This is a genomic window from Komarekiella delphini-convector SJRDD-AB1 (assembly GCF_014831675.1).
In the GTDB taxonomy this organism is placed as follows: Bacteria; Cyanobacteriota; Cyanobacteriia; order Cyanobacteriales; family Nostocaceae; genus Komarekiella.
Genome location: NZ_VJXY01000008.1, coordinates 123896 through 142194, shown reverse-complemented (window position 1 = coordinate 142194; position 18299 = coordinate 123896). Strand labels below are relative to the sequence as shown.

The window sequence follows — 18299 nt, the reverse complement described above, 5'->3', positions numbered from 1 at the left end:
ACTTTAATAGCTTACTTTCACTATGAAATCATAACAAATAAAAAAATACCCTGCCTCAGTATTTATAATGTAGCTTTGAATATGAAAAAAAATCACTGAGTTAAAACTAGTGATTTTTCTCAGATCATTACAATCGTTCAGCTTTTCCCAAGGCGATCGCCACTGAACCTGCTACTACTAAAACCGCTCCCAATATTCCTATTAATGTTAAATGTTCTGGCGGAATTAAATAAGGTGTAATTACTGATACAGCTTCAATAGATATTAAAGTAACAATGGGAGCTAAGGCTAACACTGCACTCACCCGCGACGCTTCCCAATGTTCTAATGATTCTGCAAAAGCACCATAAGCTATTAGAGTATTTAAAGCGCAGAAAAGCAGCATTCCTAAATGCAAATTACCAAGTGTAAAAATTGATTTTACGCTGGCAAGAGGAGTGAATAATAAAGCACATCCACCGTAAATAATTAGCATGACGCTCGCAGAAGATAAAGATTGTAATAACTGCTTTTGTGCCAAAGCATAAATGGCCCATGCTGCTGCTCCTAGGGCAATCAAAACACTACCTAGGATATATGTGCTATGTGCTGTAATTAAATTCGTCAGTTGTTCTCGAAAAAATAAAAGATAACCCAAAGTCAGTATACTTACGCCAATCCATTGATACAGTCGATAACGTTCTTTAAAAATTACTAAACCTCCCAAACCTAATAAAAGGGTGGATAGCTGAATGAGAACTTCAGCATTAGCAGGAGATGTGAGTGCTAAACCTTGCATAAAAAGCAAGTAATTGCTTGCTAAAAAGATTGTGGCGATCGCCAACAACTTCCAAGAGTTAGAACGCAATTGTTTTAGCTTGGGTAATTGACCGCGTACTCCTAAGTACACAGCAAGTAGCACAAACGATACCAAAAAGCGAAACCAGATGATCGTATAGACATCAAGCACTTGCAGCATTACCGTCAAGGCGATCGGTAGAATTCCCCACAAGAAGACCGTCAACAGCGATAACGCTAGCCCTAAACGCCAGCGACCAGAACTTTGATGTAGTGACATTCAAATATCGTAGCCAAAATAGGGTTGGTCATGCCCACGTTAGCACCTTCATTAAAAGGGGCGGGAAACGTCTTCTTTACTTTAACGTTGTCGGAAAGCCGCCCCTTTTCGTCATTTTGCAGCATTCTCAATTAGCACCTTCACCCGCCTGGAACTTGAAGTTCAAGGCTAATAGCTAAAGTCTTCTAAAGAAGACTGATAAAAAACCACGCTTACAAACGGCATGGTTTTTAGGCATGGGGAAGATTAAAGTCAATATTGGAGGTTAGCTAGCTTATACCTAAACCGTTATCTCTATTTGAGTCTTTTTTATCCTTTTTTTTCTGAGAATCTTTTTTTAGTGTTTTGACTTCTTTATTGCCTTTTTTTTTCCTTCGACATCATTACTCTCCAATATGGTGATGAATTAAATAGCTACAACGCCAGCAAAGTGTTTCCCATATCAAAATAAATAACTTTATTTTGATATAATAAAGTGCATGTATTTATGTTTTTACTGTCAGGTATTGCTAGATAAAATTTATTTTCTAAAGGTTTGAATATTTTTCGTATAAACCAAACAGCTTATATGCTATTCAAATGCTTAGTCAAACATGCATTTTAAGTGCGATCGCAGATCATACCTTCACATCAGCATATTCTTTGATGAAAATGCCCCCCATGCCGTCTACACACTTATCTTTATGGTGACAAACTGTAAAAACCACTTCAAATTAGCACTATTTAAAAGATAAAAATGGAATCCGAAAATATTCAAAACCAAGAGCCACTAGATTACAAAGCCTTGTTAGTCAATGCAAAGCGTGCCTTAAAAATTGAATACCAGAAGTCATCTGCTTTGGCGTCACAATTGCAAGCCATAAAAACTCAATTAGAGCAAGTTCAGGCAGAAAACAAAACCTTGAGGGAAAGTGGCTATGAAGATATAATTAAGCACTTCGAGGCACGCACCCAAGCAGCGGAAACGCGATCGCTAAAAATAGAAGTCCGCCAAAAGTTTCTTGAAGCTAATGGTTGCAAGGATGACGAGAGCTTTGACACTCTATGGGACAGCATTAAAAATCAGATTCAAATCAAAGACGGTGAGGTGAGAATTGTTGCTCAAAATGGCACTCCTAAATTCACCTTGACGGGTAACATGATGACTTTGAGGGATTTTATTCAATCCCTCAAACAGAACCCAACTTCTGGAAAATTCTTCTTGAGCTAGTAGTCTGCCAAGGAAACTTTGCATGGTGATAGGCTGAGGAAGCTGGAGAGGCTGGGGGAGAAAAAGCATTATTGAAAAAGAATTCTTTCTCCCCCTGCTCCCCCTGCTGCACCTCTCCCCCTGCTTTGCCTACACGGCAAAATTGGGTTGGTGAACTACTAGTACGTCACAGTGGAATATCAAACATCCAACGCTTGAAGTTGTTCTTTTGCTACACCAATCTCAGCTAGTACAGGGGCTTTTAGTGGGTCGTAGCCTAGCTGTTGAGTAATCCGTTCCCTGGCTAAAGCGCGATACTCCCAAAAATGTTCTCCAGCAGCGCATAGACCTAAATACATATTGAGAACTTGAGGCTTTTGACGCAGAATTATCCATAGTTGTCGCCAGAATTGCCCCCGGATTTCCGGTCTTCGCAAGCCCTGATGCCAGATTAACTGAGTAACCAGCTGCAACCCCTTACCTGGAGAAAATTGCATGGTTTGCTTTCGCTCGGAGGGCGAGTTAATACTGAGACAGTGCTGAAAACATCGTCTGAGATAGTTCTTGGGTTCATACAACGTCCAGAAGCCTTCTACATACTCCCTAGCGATTTCATCAATGGAGCGGGTAGGAATAAAATTCATTAAGGTATTCTGGTCTCCTACTTCAGTACCGCCGATACCCTCTACTAAATGTAAACGCTGCTCTCTTTCAAGACGGTTCCATAGAGCAGTATTTGGCAGAGCTTGGAGGATGCCCAGCATTGGCTGAGGAATACTGGTTTGTTCAACAAAAGCTTGAATCCGTTCTCCTGCGCCTGGGCGTTCTCCATCAAAACCGAGGATAAACCCTGCATAAATTAGCATACCTGCCTCATTAATCTTGCGACAGGCTTCAATTAGCGGATTGCGAGTGTTTTGGAGTTTTTGTGTTACTTGCAGACTGTCTTGGTCTGGGGTTTCAATGCCGAGAAAGACTGCATAAAAGCCTGCTTCATTCATCAAATGTAGTAGTTCATCGTCTTCTGCCAAATTTACAGAAGCTTCAGTAATGAAGGTAAACGGGTAGTCGTGTTGCTTCATCCAAGGAATCAATTCTCGAAGGAAGCGTTTGACGTTACGCTGATTGCCAATAAAGTTGTCGTCAACAATAAAAAGTGACCCTCGCCAGCCTAAGTCATAAAGAGTTTGTAACTCAGCGATGATTTGGTGAGGCTCTTTAGTGCGTGGTTTACGACCGTAAAGAACAATGATGTCGCAAAATTCGCAGTTAAAAGGGCAACCGCGAGAAAACTGGACAGCCATCATCAAGTAGGCATCTCGTTGCAGCAGGTCAAAACGCGGCATCGGGCTTTGGGTGACATCAGGTTTTTCAGCTGAGCGAAAGATACCTTGTGTTTTGCCTTGTTTTAACGCTTCTAGAAACAATGGAACCGTCAATTCCCCCTCATCCAAAATTAGATAATGCGCTCCAGAGTCAAGGGCATCTTGGGGGATTGAGGTGGGGTAAGGGCCCCCGACTGCTACTTTTTTGCCTAACCGCACTGCTTTTTTAATCAGAGCGTGAAAGTCTGGCTTCTGCACCAACATTGCAGAGAGGATTACTAGGTCACACCATTCCCAATCGGCTTCTGTTTCCGGGTTGACATTGCGATCGCAAAATCTAATTTCCCAGTCCTTGGGTAAAAGGGCTGCAACTGTAATAATCCCCAGTGGAGGCAAAACGGCTTTGAGTCCTGCGATTTTCATAAAGCGATCGTAAGACCAAAAAGACTGGGGAAACTGAGGATAGAGCAATAGTGCTTTCATGATATCCTTTGTGCAAATTTGGTTTACTTTCTAAAACTTATGCATTGTACATAAGTACTATCTTTAATTTGAATATTTAAACTATGTTTAGCGCTCAACACAGCAAATATGTGAGCAAATTAGGTTTGTTGTGAAGCGCCTGAAATGATTAAATTTTACTAGCTATATCATACTTAATTTATACAGGATGTAAATCCTACTTTAGTATGAGTAAATACATGAAATAAGTGAATTGTAATTGGCTGACTAGCTTATGTATTTTAGTCTCTGAAAGATACTAAATAAGTTCGATTTCTTTGAGCAGTCTTACTAAATGTTTGAAATGTATAAGATAAGGTCAGCTATTGAAATTTATTACAAAATTTTAAATACTAATCATTATTCAAAACCGTTTACTTAATATCGACAATCTAAAACTCAACATTTATCAGGTTTTTACAGAGTGAATTTTGCAAGTTGACTTAGAATTTTCAGCGTAAAAAACTTTAGATTGATTTAGAGGATATTTTAAAAACGCGGACTGCTATAATAAAGCTCACAAGGCTAATGCTGAGATTTTATAGTTAGCCCTTTCAATGTGTAATGTATTTTTCTTAGTGTCTTAGTGCCTTTGTGGTAAAAAGTCAATTTTTGAACCACTAAGGTGAAAAGCCCAAGTTTAAAAGAAATTAATCATCCAAGGGGATACACCTGCAAATATTTGCGTGGCTGCTAAGAGTGCTGTTTCTGTAGCATCAAGCTTTCCCGCTAGCTGCAAATCGTAAGGGGTAAACAAACTTGTGTACAGGGGTGCTAATCCTTTAATGTCTAGCTGCAATTCACCTTTACCACCTTTTGTGACTTCACCACATCCATTGGCGACAGAAAGGATAAATTTACCGTTGTTGCCAGCTAATAAATCATCTTTAACTTCCAAGTGCAGCTCAGCTTGGATTCCCGGTGGATAACCCCGCATCTCTAACGCCTTTACTAAATCTATCACCCGCAGCATCCAGCGATCGTGATGTAATATCTTGGCAGTTTGTTCTGGTAGGCGCAATGTCAAAGAATCAATTGCAGAACTCTTCCATCGCACCTGTTTAATTTGCGAGCGATGATTAGCGACAAAAGACCAGAAAGTTTGTGCAGCAGCATCACTAAGAACTACCCAATCTCTCACCTGCAAAATTGCGCTATCTTGTGCTGAATGTTGACTGAAGATGATGTAACCTTGCGGTTGGTCTTTGTCACCTATAAGATAGCCATAGATAATTTCCTGATTGTTTGGTTGAATTAATCCCTGCCAGATTGCTTGATTCCGGTCTAAATAACCATGAGTGAGTCTCGCCTGCTGCTGATACAGGTCATGAAAGACTTGATGATTGATTGGAATTATCGGTTGCAAAGGTAGCGGTTGCTCTCGTATCTGAATACTCTGGGTTGAAATTTCCCAAGTGCATAAGCTACCCCCCTGTTCATACCCCGCTTTCCGATACAAGCGTTGAGTAGCCGGATATAAAACAGAGATGGGAACTTCTTGAGTGTGGAGTTCCTTAAGGGTGTGCTGCATGAGTGCGATCGCTGCTCCCGATCCGCGATACTCTGGAGCAATACCCACTGCGGCAATTCCTGTCATCGGTACACGCTGACCACCCCACCACTGACCCATCGCCAGAATTGCTAGTCCACCAATAACTTGCTCAACACGGATAAAGCGGAAGTTTTCTGTACCAATGCGGTTGATGTAGATTTCGCTATCATCGGAGGACATGAGATAACACTGTTCGAGGATACTCGCAAGCTGCTGAATATCCTGGGGATGGGCGAAAGTGCTGTATTCAAATTGAGGTGTCATCGTTTCTACCATTTAGTAGTACGAAATCACAATCATACTACAAAAAGTGTTTTTTGTGTTCAAATATACTATTACATATCTTTGTTTAAATTCTTAATTTATTATTGTTAGTAGTAAGGACTTTAGTCCTGATAGTTTTTGTTTTGAGCGATGAATCGCTCAACACTACGAACTATGATTAATTTATTGTCTGTTTAGTAAGTAGCTAGGCGTAAATAAATTAAAGTTTGTAGTCAGGACTTTAGTCTTGATAATCCTTGTTTTGAGCGATGAATCGCTCACTACGAGCTAGTTTTTATGTTTTATTTTACCTATGTTACTATCAGTTGATTAATCATTTAACAATTCTAAAAATTGAGCTTCACTTAACTGGGTAATTTCTAATTTCTGTGCTTTTTCTAACTTAGAACCAGCATCTTCTCCTATCACTAAAAAATCTGTTTTTTTGCTTACTGAATCAGTTACTTTACCACCAGCTTTTTGAATCAAAGCTTTTACTTCATCTCGCTTTAAAGTTGGCAATGTACCCGTAACTACAAAAGTTTTACCTGCTAACTTTTGATTACCATCATTAATTGTTTTTGTTTCTTCTGTGGTAGCTAATTGTAAACCAGCATCTTTGAGGCGAGAAATTAAAGTTTGATTGGCACTAATTTGAAACCACTGGTATACAGACTGGGCAATTTCAGCACCAATACCGTAAATACCTTCAATATCTGACTGTTTGGCTGTTGCTAACTGTTCGACTGTGAAATACTTCTCGGTCAATAATTGAGCGTTTACACTGCCAACATGACGGATGCCTAAACCATATAATACTCTTGACCAAGATTGGTTTTTCGATTGAGCGATCGCATCTACTAATTTATCTGCTGACTTTTTCCCCATCCTTTCCAATTCAGATAATTTGTCTGCTGTCAAGTCGTATAAATCGGCAACAGAATGCACCAAACTTTTATCAACGAGTTGATGCACCAATTTTTCCCCCATACCTTTAATATCCAAGGCATCACGGCTCACCCAATGCTCAATCGAGCCTTTGAGAATCGCCGCACAGGAAGCATTGACGCACCTGGTAACTGCTTCACCCGATTCGCGCACCACTAGTTGAGCACAAACTGGGCAATGGGTAGGCATAACAAAGGGTTGGGCGTCAGCGGGACGGAGTTCTTTGAGTACCCTGACTACTTCCGGGATGATTTCTCCAGCTTTGCGGACAATGACAGTATCACCGATGCGGAGATCTAATTGAGTAATGCGATCGCTATTATGTAAAGTAGCGCGAGAAACTGTCGTCCCTGCTAATTGTACTGGGCGCATCTCTGCTAACGGCGTTAACGCTCCTGTCCTACCCACATTCACCGCAATATTTTCGACGCGAGTGGGTGCTTCTTCTGCTGGGTACTTTAACGCTACTGCCCATCGGGGAAATCTTTGCGTAAAACCTAGCTGTTCTTGAAGCTTGAAAGAATTCAGCTTCACTACTACCCCATCGGTCATGTAGGGTAAATTCAGCCGTTCCGTATCCCAGTATTTATAATATTCTGCTACTTCGGCCAAGGAACTACACAACTTATGGTTAGGGTTGACTCGAAAACCCATCTTTTCTAACAGTTCCAACGCTTCCCATTGGGTATTGGCAATACTGGCGTCATCTCTACCAGGAATGTGCAACGTATAAGCAAAAAAATCTAACCGCCGCTTAGCGACTATTCGAGAGTCTAATTGCCTAAGTGTACCAGCAGCGGCATTACGAGGATTGGCAAATAATTGCTCACCAGCTTTTTGCCTTTCCTCATTAATTTGTTTAAATACTTCCAAAGGTAAAAACGCTTCACCCCGCACTTCCACCCTTTCCAAGATTTCTAACCCTTCAAAATTCAGGCGCAAAGGAATTGAGCGAATTGTCCGCACATTTTGAGTGATATCTTCACCCGTTACCCCGTCACCCCTAGTTGCACCCCTAACTAGAATGCCATTGTGGTAAGTCAAGGCCAAGGCGGAACCATCTATTTTGAGTTCAGAGACATATTCCACCGAGTCAATTTTCGGTACTTGTCGCCGCCAACGCTGATCCCAAGTTAGCAATTCATTAATATTAAATGCATTCTCCAGACTATACAGGGGGATATTGTGCCGTACCGAAGTGAATTGCGTTGCCGGTTTCTCACCCACGCGCTGAGTGGGACTGTCAGGTGTCATCAATTCTGGATACTGAATTTCTAATTGTTGCAATTCTCGATAAAGCTGGTCATAAACTGTATCCTCCATAATTGGTGTATCTAGAACATAATATGCATAGCTGGCTTGTTGCAATAACTGGCGCAGTTCTTCTATGCGCTTGACTTCCGGCTTAATCTGTATCATTAGACTTGTTAAAAAATACCTAGTAAATAAAATTCAAAGATGATGAAGCCTGCAAAAGCAGGCTTTGGTGAGGGCATTAAAAGATTTTAGCAAGAGGTTGATTAGCGATCCCAGTCTTCGACTTCATATAAAAATCTAGTTTTGCCAATCAGTTTGCGATTAGCAGAGGTACTTTGAACAAACACAACATACTTTTCTAGGTTACTCGGTTTGATGCGGATTGTTGCATCCATCGGCAGACCTAACATTTCTCGTGCTGCACCTCCTTCAAATAAATCACCAGTTGCCCTATCCATCAAGATAATTTCTTTTTGAGCTTGGATAGTTTCTGTTTTCGTAAATTCGTAAAAACCACGCCCAACTTTGAAAGTCAAACCATTTTCTAAAACGAAAGCTTTAATTGAAATATCTTGCTCAACTTCTAAAATCTGGAAACGTCCTGGAGTAACAGCGCGTAAATCAGCAGATTCATAATATGATGTTGCTTCTCGCTTCATCATAGTGTTAAACATTTTATTTAATCCACGACTCATGCGCCCTTGGTCAATTACTTCTTGTTCATAAGCTTGTAGCTGTTCATTTGATGATTGCTGATAGCATACTGCTAAAAACAAATCAGTAATATATGCAAACTGGTCTAGGTTGATATGAAATCCACCGGATTTCTCTGCAAGTTCTTGATAGAAAGGATTGGCATGTGGACGATTGAGTGCCTGAATACCGTAAACTGTAATTTCTGCATCAGTTAATTTATCTAACTCTTTGCGCCAGTTCAACTTTTTGGGATTGTGTGCTGGAGCGTGGGGAATATCATCACCAATCAAAACTAGCGATTTGGATGCTGACTTTGACCAAGATAGAGATTGAGCTTCATGTAATACTAATTCATAGCATTCTGGTGCATCTCCGCCACCAGTGGGTTCTACATTTTGGACAAAATCACAAATAGCATCAACATCACCGGATAGATTAAAGTTTTTAGTGACATAAGTTGAGCCTTCATCACAGTAGTCACCATGAGCAATAATTCCAATGCGAATCAGGGGAATTTCGTCTATTAATCTGGTAACAGTATTTTTAATTTTGCGCCGTACTTGAGTTAGGCATGGATACATACTCCCAGTAGTATCAAAACTGAAAACAATCTCTATATTATTGCTTGGCATTTGCTTCACCAAATTTAGTACATTTATTTTATACTTCTATTTTAACCTTTGGGTGATTTATGTCAAAATTGTACTTTAAAGATTTGATTAATTTTGTATTTCTATTAATTTATAGTTTAGAAAAAAATAGTCTGGCAAATTTTAATTTTGCAAAAGACATTTAATGAAGTGTGTAAGATTTAAGTTTATATAAAAATAAAATTTAAATATCAAAAATAAGTTCTACAATAGCATGAGTTTATGACTAAAAATTTCACAAACACAACTCTAATTATCATTGGACATCGAGGCGCTAGTGGTTATCGTCCAGAACATACTTTGGCTGCTTATGAATTAGCGATCGCACTCGGTTCTGACTACATTGAACCAGACTTAGTTTGCACAAAAGATGGTGTTTTAATTGCTCGACACGAAAACGAAATTTCTGCAACCACCGATGTTGCTAGTAATGCAAAATTTGCAAACCGAAAAACCACCAAAATAATTGATGGAGAATCAAAGACTGGCTGGTTTACCGAAGATTTTACCCTTACAGAACTGAAAACTCTAAGAGCTAAAGAGCGAATTCCCGAACTGCGCCCCCAAAACACCGCTTATGATGGACTATTTGAAATTCCTACGCTGCAAGAAATCATTGATTTAGCTCAGCAAAAAAGTGCTGAAATTGGTCGTACTATCGGCATTTATCCAGAAACTAAACACCCGACTTACTTTAAGTCTATTGAGCTATCCCTAGAAGAACCACTATTATCAACTTTGGTAGCAAACGGTTATCAGGGAGCTAACGCACCTGTTTTTATTCAGTCTTTTGAAGTGAGTAATTTGCAAGATTTGTCTACAAAAACTGATCTACCTTTAGTGCAATTGCTTAATTCTAGTGGCAAACCTTATGATTTTGTAGTTAGCGGTGACGCTCGCACCTATGCAGATTTAGCAACTGCATCAGGGTTAAAGCAAATTGCTAAATATGCTCAAGCGGTGGGTATTCATAAAAATCTGCTGGTTCCTAGAGATAGCAAGGGTAAATTACTTGCGCCCACATCTTTAGTTAGTGATGCTCATGCAAATTCTTTGCTAGTTCATGTCTGGACTTTTCGCAATGAAAACTTCTTTTTACCGCTAGACTTTCAAGGAAACCCTCAAGGAGAATATCAACTATTTTTTAGCTTAGGTATTGACGGCGTATTTAGCGATTACCCAGATACAGCAGCTTTTTAAACAGTAAAATACCTAACTTATTTAATAAGTTGGGCATTTGAGCATTTTGACCGCTATGCCTTATTTTTTAGTGAGGTATTTTATCCAAATCACCTACATATATATCATGTTCTCTGTTAATAAATACCTCAGATAATGCCTGATAAGCTTCAGTCCAAGCTGACATCACTTCTTCTGTAGCGGCTTTCCCCAATACATCTTTCATTGCTTGCAATAAGCTCTCTCCGACAATAGGATATTGCTCTGGTAAAACATGGGTCTGCACATGGCGATGAGCAATCTTTTCAACCATTGATTTTAAAGCAGGTAGATTATCAATTTGGGTAGCATAACCATAAACTGCTGTAGCCAACCTTGTAGGCTGAGAACCATCTGCTTGAGCAGACATATCAAACTGTTCTTTGATTTCGGGATGGTTCCGAAACATGATTTCATACATGCGAGTTGTGATTTGCTGACCGTGCTTTTTTAAGCTAGGTGCTGTAGATTTAACGATATCTATTGTTTGTTGGCTAATCATAGTCTCTCCAACCACTTTGAATGTTGATTTCAATTTAGTGGTTGTTTCTATTCGTTACTATGAGCTAGCTCAGTTAAGCAGGACTTACGCAAAATATCTCTCAAACTCTCATTTCTCCGTGCTCTCTGCGCCTCTGCGGTTCGTTATTCTCTAATTTCTGCGTAAGTCCTATTAAGGAGTGAAATCCTTGTTAAGGCCAAATGTAGGAAAGGATTTTCTGCCTTTCGTGTTCGGAACTCGGAACCTCGTGCTCAGAACTCGAAACTTCATGCTCAGAACTCGGAACTTCGTGCTCAGAACTCGGAACTTCGTGCTCAGAACTCGAAACTTCGTGCTCAGAACTCGAAACTTCGTGCTCAGAACTCGAAACTTCGTGCTCAGAACTCGGAACTTCGTGCTCAGAACTCGGAACTTCGTGCTCAGAACTCGGAACTTGGAGAATTTTCAGATAAGTACAAAAAGATTCTGTGACTGTAGCGAGACACTTACTCTAAAAATAAGGCTCTACCTATAGTCAGAGGCATTGTTAACTAATCGCAACAAATATAACAATAGTAGAATGCAGTTATACATGTGCCCCATATTTATAAGAATACACTTTATATGCAGACAATTAGCAAAAAGTCAACAACAAGAACTTGGGCAGGTGCGATCGCCAAACCTGCAACAGAATTTTCCCCGACTCAGCTACCAATTATCTCCGGCAAAATCCCAGATGGCTTACGTGGTTCACTTTACCGCAATGGCCCCGCACGACTAGAACGCGGTGGACTGAGAGTAGGACACTGGTTTGATGGAGATGGGGCAATTCTTGGCGTCCATTTTACCGATGCAGGAGCAACGGGGGTTTATCGGTACGTAAAAACAGCAGAATACGAAGCTGAAACTCAAGCCGATAAGTTACTCTACACTGTCTATGGTACACATACTCCAGGGCCAATCTGGAAACGCTGGAATCAGCAGATAAAAAATGCAGCTAATACCTCAGTGTTGGCTTTACCTGATAAACTTTTGGCTTTGTGGGAAGCAACTAAGCCTTATGCCTTAGATTTACAAACTCTAGAAACCAAAGGATTAGATGACTTAGGTGCTTTGGACAAGGGATTACCCTATTCGGCTCATTACAAGCGCGATTTACGCACAGGCGAGATTTTTAATTTTGGGGTCAGTATAGGAGCTTCTGTACAGTTGAATCTTTACAAGAGCGATGCCAGTGGTAAAATTGTCCAAAAATCTGCCTTTAAGCTAGATCGCTACTCAGTAGTACATGATTTTATCCTGACTCAAAAGTATATGGTGTTTTTCGTACCACCAATGGGGATGAAAACACTTTCAACTTTGCTAGGTCTAACTACTTTAAGTGAAGCTTTATTGTGGGAACCTCAGTTAGGAACTCAAGTGTTAATCTTTGACCGCGAAAATCTATCCCTCGTTAGTCGCGGCGAAACCGATCCTTGGTTCCATTGGCATTTTGGCAATGGTTATGAAGACAAAGATGGCTCAATAATTCTGGACGTGGTGCGATATTCCGACTTTTACCAAACTAATGAGTTTCTCAGAGAAGTGGCTACTGGTGAAACACACACAGTTGCAAAGGGGACACTGTGGCAAGTGCATCTTAATCCGCAAACTGGTAAGGTGACAACAACACAGGAAATTGTTAACCGTAAATGTGAGTTTCCAGTTGTGCAGCGATCGCAAGTTGGACAGCCTTGGCGTTATACTTATATCTCATTGCTGTCACAAAGAGCAGATATAGACAAAGAATTGTTTGAGGCGATCGCTCGTTTTGACTACAAAACCGGAACCCTCACCGAAGCAGACTTAGGAGAAAATCGTTACCCTTCCGAACCAATCCACGCTCAAGATCGCCAAAATCCTGAACAAGGTTGGGTGCTCACCGTTGTCTACGATGGTAATACTCATAGTAGTGAAATTTGGGTATTTGATAGCGATCGCTTGGACGAAGAACCCGTTTGCAAACTCGGATTACCCAGTGTTATCCCCCACAGCTTCCACGGTACATGGAACCCAGCCTCTAAACAGTAAACAGTTATCAGTAAACAGTAAACAATGACCCAAAGCCAATAAGTGGCAGGCGCTATCTGGCAAATTTAAATCCCCCACCTGTTTACTGTTTACTGTTGACTGTTCACTGATTCAAGCCGATAAGTGGCAGGCGCTATCTGGCAAATTTAAATCCCCCACCTGTTTACTGTTTACTGTTGATTGATTCAAGCCAATAAGTGGCAGGCGCTATCTAGCAAATTTAAATCCCCCACCTGTTTACTGTTTACTGTTTACTGTTGACTGTTGACTGATTCAAGCCGATAAGTGGCAGGCGCTATCTGGCAAATTTAAATCCCCCACCTGTTTACTGTTTACTGTTGACTGTTCACTGATTAAGCATAATTGCCCATGACTACTTTTAAACGCCACTACCATATCATTACTTTCGGTTGCCAGATGAATAAAGCTGACTCAGAGCGCATGGCTGGCGTTTTAGAAGACATGGGCTTTGAGTGGTCAGAAGACCCGAATGATGCAGATTTAATTCTCTACAATACCTGCACGATTCGGGATAATGCCGAGCAAAAGGTTTATTCTTACCTTGGCAGACAGGCAAAGCGCAAGCACGAGCAAACAGATTTAACTCTGATTGTCGCTGGTTGCGTTGCCCAGCAAGAAGGTGAAACCCTGTTGCGCCGAGTCCCAGAATTAGACTTAGTAATGGGGCCACAACACGCCAACCGTCTTAAAGATTTGCTGGAGTCAGTGTTTGCCGGGAATCAAGTTGTAGCAACCGAGTCAGTTCACATCATCGAAGATATCACCAAACCGCGACGGGATAGTAAAGTGACGGCTTGGGTAAATGTGATTTATGGCTGTAATGAGCGCTGCACTTACTGCGTAGTTCCGAATGTACGGGGAGTGGAACAATCTCGCACACCGGAAGCCATTCGCGCCGAAATGGTAGAACTAGGACGACAAGGTTACAAAGAAGTAACTTTACTTGGTCAAAATATTGACGCTTACGGTAGAGATTTACCCGGTGCGACATCGGCAGGTAGACATCTGCACAATTTTACAGATTTGCTTTATTACGTGCATGATGTGCCAGGAATTGAGCGGCTAAGATTTGCTACTAGTCATCCTCGTTATTTCACTGAGAGACTCATTCGAGCTTGTGCCGAGTTGCCCAAGGTGTGCGAACACTTTCACATTCCCTTTCAATCTGGGGATAACGAACTTTTGAAGGCGATGGCAAGGGGTTATACCCATGAGAAATATCGCCGGATTATCGATACAATTCGGCAGTATATGCCAGATGCGTCAATTAGTGCCGATGCGATTGTGGGTTTCCCTGGAGAAACAGAAGCACAGTTTGTAAATACTTTGAAACTGGTGGAAGATATTGGCTTTGACATGCTGAATACGGCAGCATATTCGCCTCGTCCAGGAACACCCGCCGCTTTGTGGACAAATCAGTTAAGTGAAGAGGTAAAAAGCGATCGCCTACAAAGATTAAATCATCTAGTTAACGTGAAAGTCGCCGAGCGATCGCAACGTTACTTCGGTCGCATAGAAGAAGTATTAGTAGAAGACCAAAACCCCAAAGACAAAACTCAGGTAATGGGACGTACAGGCGGTAATCGTCTGACCTTCTTCACTGGCGATATCAATGAACTCAAAGGGGAGTTGGTAAAAGTAAAAATTACCGAAGTTCGTCCTTTTAGCTTAACTGGTGAACCAGTTGAAGTGCGGCAAGCGATACCAGTCTAACTGTTTAACACTTTTGTCTGGTCGAGGCTGTTTCAAACCGGACATGATGTTACAGTTATCAGGCAGCACTTTGCATGCCAACTGGTATTCGGTCATCTCCTTGATGTCTCAGTATCTAATATCAATTGAAAAAAACAATGTGACAGATAGACCATGTAGAGACGTTGCATTGCAACGTCTCTACCAAAGGATTTGTTACAATCATTAATTGAATCGGTATGACCCCTTTCCTTCCTCAGCGTCCGATTTCGACATCTTCGAGGATGCCGAGTGCATCAGGAACAAGGACAGCTGCACAATAGTAGGCGGTAACGAGGTAAGAAATGATCGCCTTTTCGCTGATGCCCATGAATCGGACAGACAAGCTGGGTTGGTATTCGTCGGGAATACCAGTTTGATGTAAGCCGATCACGCCCTGGTCTTCTTCGCCGGTACGGAGCACAAGGATAGAGCTGGTCTGGGCATCGGTGATGGGAATCTTGTTACAGGGAAGGATGGGTACACCACGCCAGGCGGACACCATGCTGCCGTCCAGATCGATGCTTTCTGGGTAGATGCCAAGGCGGTTGCACTCCCGACCGAAGGCGGCGATTGTACGAGGGTGGGCCAGGAAGAATTTTGACTTCCTCCTACGGGTGAGCAGTTCGTCGAGGTCGTCGGGGGTTGGTGGGCCGTTGCGGGTGTAGATGCGCTGTTTGAGATCGGCATTGTGCAGCAACCCGAAGCTGCGGTTGTTGATTAACTCGTGTTCTTGGCGTTCCCGCAATGCTTCGATAGTCAGCCTTAGTTGTTGTTCGGTCTGGTTCATCGGTTCGTTGTACAGATCCGCTACGCGAGAATGCACCCGCAACACTGTTTGAGCCACGCTCAACTCATATTCACGCGGTGAGAGTTCGTAATCGACAAAAGTCCCCGGTAACTCAGTTTCTCCGACATGCCCCGAAGTAACTTCAATTGAAGCTTCACCATACTTGTTCTGTGGAGCTGGCGGGCGGTTTCTGAAGCGATCAACGTGAGTCTGCAACGCCTCGGACTGGTTAAGCAGCTCCCGAAATGCCTGTTGTGGTAGTGTCAATATTGTGCATCGGGTAAGAGCCTGAACCGTGAAATCCCAATTGCTCTGGGACTCTTCCAACACCTGACCACCAAAATAGTCGCCGTCAGCCAACACACCCAACACGGTTTGCTCATCATATTTGCCAACACCAATCTTATTCACCTTGCCATGAGCAATCAAAAAAAGCTGATTGGCTGGCTGACCTGACTCTACAATCACCTGACCAGGTGCGAACTCCTGTTGGACAAAGCGACTTGCCAACGCGCTCAATACCTCAGTGTCGTCAAACCCCCGCAGCAACGGCAACTCACCAAGTTCTTGGGGAATCACCTGCACCTCGGTTGCGGTGTTAGAAAAACTCAACCGCCCATCACCCACGGTATAGGTCAACCGACGGTTCACCCGATAAGTGCCACCTTTTGTTTGCACCCACGGCAACATCTTCAACAACCACCGCGAGGTAATGCCCTGCATCTGCGGTGCAGATTTAGTGGTCGTGGACAAATTCCGCGCAGCAGCCGTACTCAAACTCAGTTGAGGTTGTTCAATCTCAACATCCAAATTCAACTCTATAGATTCTGTCATCGCCTAATTGTCTAGTTACTAACAAAAGTGCCCAACGCAATAGATGAGAGGTTAAGGTTATAACGCTTCTGTCAAGAAGTTACGCGTAGCTTGCTTCATGTACCATCTTTGTACCTATCATTCACTTTTGGCTTTAAAACTCAGTACAAAGCTGATTTTTATGCTGGATTTAATGCTCGATTTTCAACGTAATTTCTCATTGACAAAAGTCATTTTGCCTTACCTCTCACGAATGTTTAACGCCCGATTTCGACATCTTCGAGGATGCCGAGTGCATCAGGAACGAGGACGGCTGCGGAGTAGTAGGCGGTGACGAGGTAAGAGATGATCGCCTTTTCGCTGATGCCCATGAATCGGACAGACAAGCTGGGTTGGTATTCGTCGGGAATACCAGTTTGATGTAAGCCGATTACACCTTGCTTTTCCACACCGGTACGGAGCAAGAGGATGGAACTGGTGCGGGTATTGGTAATGGGGATCTTATTGCAGGGAAAGATAGGTACACCCCGCCAAGCAGGAACCCGATGCCCACCCAGATCGATGCTTTGTGGGTAGACACCAAGGCGGTTGCACTCCCGACCGAAAGCGGCGATTGTACGAGGGTGGGCCAAGAAAAATCCCGGCTCCTTCCATACAGTGGCCAGCAGTTCGTCGAGGTCGTCGGGGGTTGGTGGGCCGTTGCGGGTGTAGATGCGCTGTTTGAGATCGGCATTGTGCAGCAACCCGAAGCTGCGGTTGTTGATTAACTCGTGTTCTTGGCGTTCCCGCAATGCTTCGATAGTCAGCCTTAGTTGTTGTTCGGTCTGGTTCATCGGTTCGTTGTACAGATCCGCTACGCGAGAATGCACCCGCAACACTGTTTGAGCCACGCTCAACTCATATTCACGCGGTGAGAGTTCGTAATCGACGAAAGTCCCCGGTAACTCAAGTTCTCCGACATATCCTGAAGTCACCTCAATGGCAGCTTCCCCGTACTCGTTTTGTGCTCCTTCTGGGCGGTTTCTGAAGCGATCAACATGAGCCTGCAACGCCTCGGACTGGTTAAGCAGCTCCCGAAATGCCTGTTGTGGTAGTGTCAATATTGTGCATCGGGTAAGAGCCTGAATCGTGAAATCCCAATTGCTCTGGGACTCTTCCAACACCTGACCACCAAAATAGTCGCCGTCGGCCAACACACCCAACACGGTTTGCTCGTCATACTTGCCAACACCAATCTTATTCACCTTGCCATGAGCAATCAAAAAAAGCTGATTGGCTGGTTGACCTGACTCTACAATCACCTGACCAGGTGCGAACTCCTGTTGGACAAAGCGACTTGCCAACGCGCTCAATACCTCAGTGTCGTCAAACCCCCGCAGCAACGGCAACTCACCAAGTTCTTGGGGAATCACCTGCACCTCGGTTGCGGTGTTAGAAAAACTCAACCGCCCATCACCCACGGTATAGGTCAACCGACGGTTCACCCGATAAGTGCCACCTTTTGTTTGCACCCACGGCAACATCTTCAACAACCACCGCGAGGTAATGCCCTGCATCTGCGGTGCAGATTTGGTAGTCGTGGACAAATTCCGCGCAGCAGCCGTACTCAAACTCAGTTGAGGTTGTTCAATCTCAATATCCAAATTCAACTCTATAGATTCTGTCATTGCCTAATTCTCTACTTTCTAGTTACTAAAAAAACCGATCTCACTTGCTCGAATACTGACCTTGAACCC

General features: G+C 42.6%; 12 protein-coding genes. 4 read left to right on the top strand and 8 right to left on the bottom strand.

The genetic code is table 11. The features are described from left to right. Window positions 1–127: 127 nt before the first annotated feature. Window positions 128–1057, bottom strand: coding sequence for a DMT family transporter (locus FNW02_RS10010; protein WP_191757394.1), 930 nt, complete (start codon window positions 1055–1057; stop codon window positions 128–130). 736 nt (window positions 1058–1793) lie between these two features. Between FNW02_RS10010 and FNW02_RS10005 the strand changes: the two genes are divergently transcribed. Continuing rightward, window positions 1794–2267: a hypothetical protein gene (locus tag FNW02_RS10005; RefSeq protein ID WP_191757393.1), complete on the top strand. Its 474-nt coding sequence runs from the start codon at window positions 1794–1796 to the stop codon at window positions 2265–2267. Between the two features lie 179 nt (window positions 2268–2446). Here FNW02_RS10005 and FNW02_RS10000 read toward each other — a convergent pair whose 3' ends face one another. From FNW02_RS10000 to FNW02_RS09985, 4 genes are all read right to left on the bottom strand, one after another. Further along, complete coding sequence (locus FNW02_RS10000; RefSeq protein ID WP_191757392.1) at window positions 2447–4054, bottom strand: B12-binding domain-containing radical SAM protein; 1608 nt, start codon at window positions 4052–4054, stop codon at window positions 2447–2449. A gap of 658 nt (window positions 4055–4712) precedes the next feature. Beyond that, window positions 4713–5888: a GNAT family N-acetyltransferase gene (locus FNW02_RS09995; protein WP_191757391.1), complete on the bottom strand. Its 1176-nt coding sequence runs from the start codon at window positions 5886–5888 to the stop codon at window positions 4713–4715. Between the two features lie 330 nt (window positions 5889–6218). Continuing rightward, complete coding sequence (gene ligA / locus FNW02_RS09990) at window positions 6219–8255, bottom strand: NAD-dependent DNA ligase LigA (RefSeq protein WP_191757390.1); 2037 nt, start codon at window positions 8253–8255, stop codon at window positions 6219–6221. Window positions 8256–8356: 101 nt separating this feature from the next. Then, window positions 8357–9421 carry a vWA domain-containing protein gene (locus FNW02_RS09985; RefSeq protein WP_191757389.1) on the bottom strand — a complete coding sequence of 355 codons (1065 nt, stop codon included), beginning with the start codon at window positions 9419–9421 and terminating at the stop codon, window positions 8357–8359. Between the two features lie 240 nt (window positions 9422–9661). On the opposite strand from FNW02_RS09985, the gene FNW02_RS09980 reads away from it, so the two are divergent. Further along, window positions 9662–10639 carry a glycerophosphodiester phosphodiesterase gene (locus FNW02_RS09980; protein ID WP_191757388.1) on the top strand — a complete coding sequence of 326 codons (978 nt, stop codon included), beginning with the start codon at window positions 9662–9664 and terminating at the stop codon, window positions 10637–10639. A gap of 67 nt (window positions 10640–10706) precedes the next feature. Here the strand turns inward: FNW02_RS09980 and FNW02_RS09975 are convergent, their stop codons facing one another. After that, window positions 10707–11159 carry a globin domain-containing protein gene (locus FNW02_RS09975; protein WP_191757387.1) on the bottom strand — a complete coding sequence of 151 codons (453 nt, stop codon included), beginning with the start codon at window positions 11157–11159 and terminating at the stop codon, window positions 10707–10709. Window positions 11160–11762: 603 nt separating this feature from the next. On the opposite strand from FNW02_RS09975, the gene FNW02_RS09970 reads away from it, so the two are divergent. Together FNW02_RS09970 and miaB are read left to right on the top strand one after the other, a co-directional pair. Further along, on the top strand, window positions 11763–13208 hold the full coding sequence (locus FNW02_RS09970; protein WP_191757386.1) for a carotenoid oxygenase family protein: 1446 nt from the start codon (window positions 11763–11765) through the stop codon (window positions 13206–13208). A 369-nt stretch (window positions 13209–13577) separates the two neighbouring features. After that, window positions 13578–14942 carry a tRNA (N6-isopentenyl adenosine(37)-C2)-methylthiotransferase MiaB gene (gene miaB, locus FNW02_RS09965; RefSeq protein ID WP_191757385.1) on the top strand — a complete coding sequence of 455 codons (1365 nt, stop codon included), beginning with the start codon at window positions 13578–13580 and terminating at the stop codon, window positions 14940–14942. Window positions 14943–15177: 235 nt separating this feature from the next. Here miaB and FNW02_RS09960 read toward each other — a convergent pair whose 3' ends face one another. Next, window positions 15178–16584, bottom strand: a complete 1407-nt coding sequence (locus tag FNW02_RS09960; protein WP_191757384.1) for a family 2B encapsulin nanocompartment shell protein — start codon at window positions 16582–16584, stop codon at window positions 15178–15180. A 236-nt stretch (window positions 16585–16820) separates the two neighbouring features. Beyond that, entirely contained in the window at window positions 16821–18230 is a 1410-nt protein-coding gene (locus FNW02_RS09955) for a family 2B encapsulin nanocompartment shell protein (protein WP_191757383.1), read from the bottom strand. Between the last annotated feature and the right edge of the window lie 69 nt (window positions 18231–18299).

Coding starts and splice junctions, on each gene's coding strand:
- FNW02_RS10010 (WP_191757394.1), bottom strand. CDS start 1,057: ATGTCACTACATCAAAGTTCTGGTCGCTGGCGTTTAGGGCTAGCGTTA.
- FNW02_RS10005 (WP_191757393.1), top strand. CDS start 1,794: ATGGAATCCGAAAATATTCAAAACCAAGAGCCACTAGATTACAAAGCC.
- FNW02_RS10000 (WP_191757392.1), bottom strand. CDS start 4,054: ATGAAAGCACTATTGCTCTATCCTCAGTTTCCCCAGTCTTTTTGGTCT.
- FNW02_RS09995 (WP_191757391.1), bottom strand. CDS start 5,888: ATGACACCTCAATTTGAATACAGCACTTTCGCCCATCCCCAGGATATT.
- ligA (WP_191757390.1), bottom strand. CDS start 8,255: ATGATACAGATTAAGCCGGAAGTCAAGCGCATAGAAGAACTGCGCCAG.
- FNW02_RS09985 (WP_191757389.1), bottom strand. CDS start 9,421: ATGCCAAGCAATAATATAGAGATTGTTTTCAGTTTTGATACTACTGGG.
- FNW02_RS09980 (WP_191757388.1), top strand. CDS start 9,662: ATGACTAAAAATTTCACAAACACAACTCTAATTATCATTGGACATCGA.
- FNW02_RS09975 (WP_191757387.1), bottom strand. CDS start 11,159: ATGATTAGCCAACAAACAATAGATATCGTTAAATCTACAGCACCTAGC.
- FNW02_RS09970 (WP_191757386.1), top strand. CDS start 11,763: ATGCAGACAATTAGCAAAAAGTCAACAACAAGAACTTGGGCAGGTGCG.
- miaB (WP_191757385.1), top strand. CDS start 13,578: ATGACTACTTTTAAACGCCACTACCATATCATTACTTTCGGTTGCCAG.
- FNW02_RS09960 (WP_191757384.1), bottom strand. CDS start 16,584: ATGACAGAATCTATAGAGTTGAATTTGGATGTTGAGATTGAACAACCT.
- FNW02_RS09955 (WP_191757383.1), bottom strand. CDS start 18,230: ATGACAGAATCTATAGAGTTGAATTTGGATATTGAGATTGAACAACCT.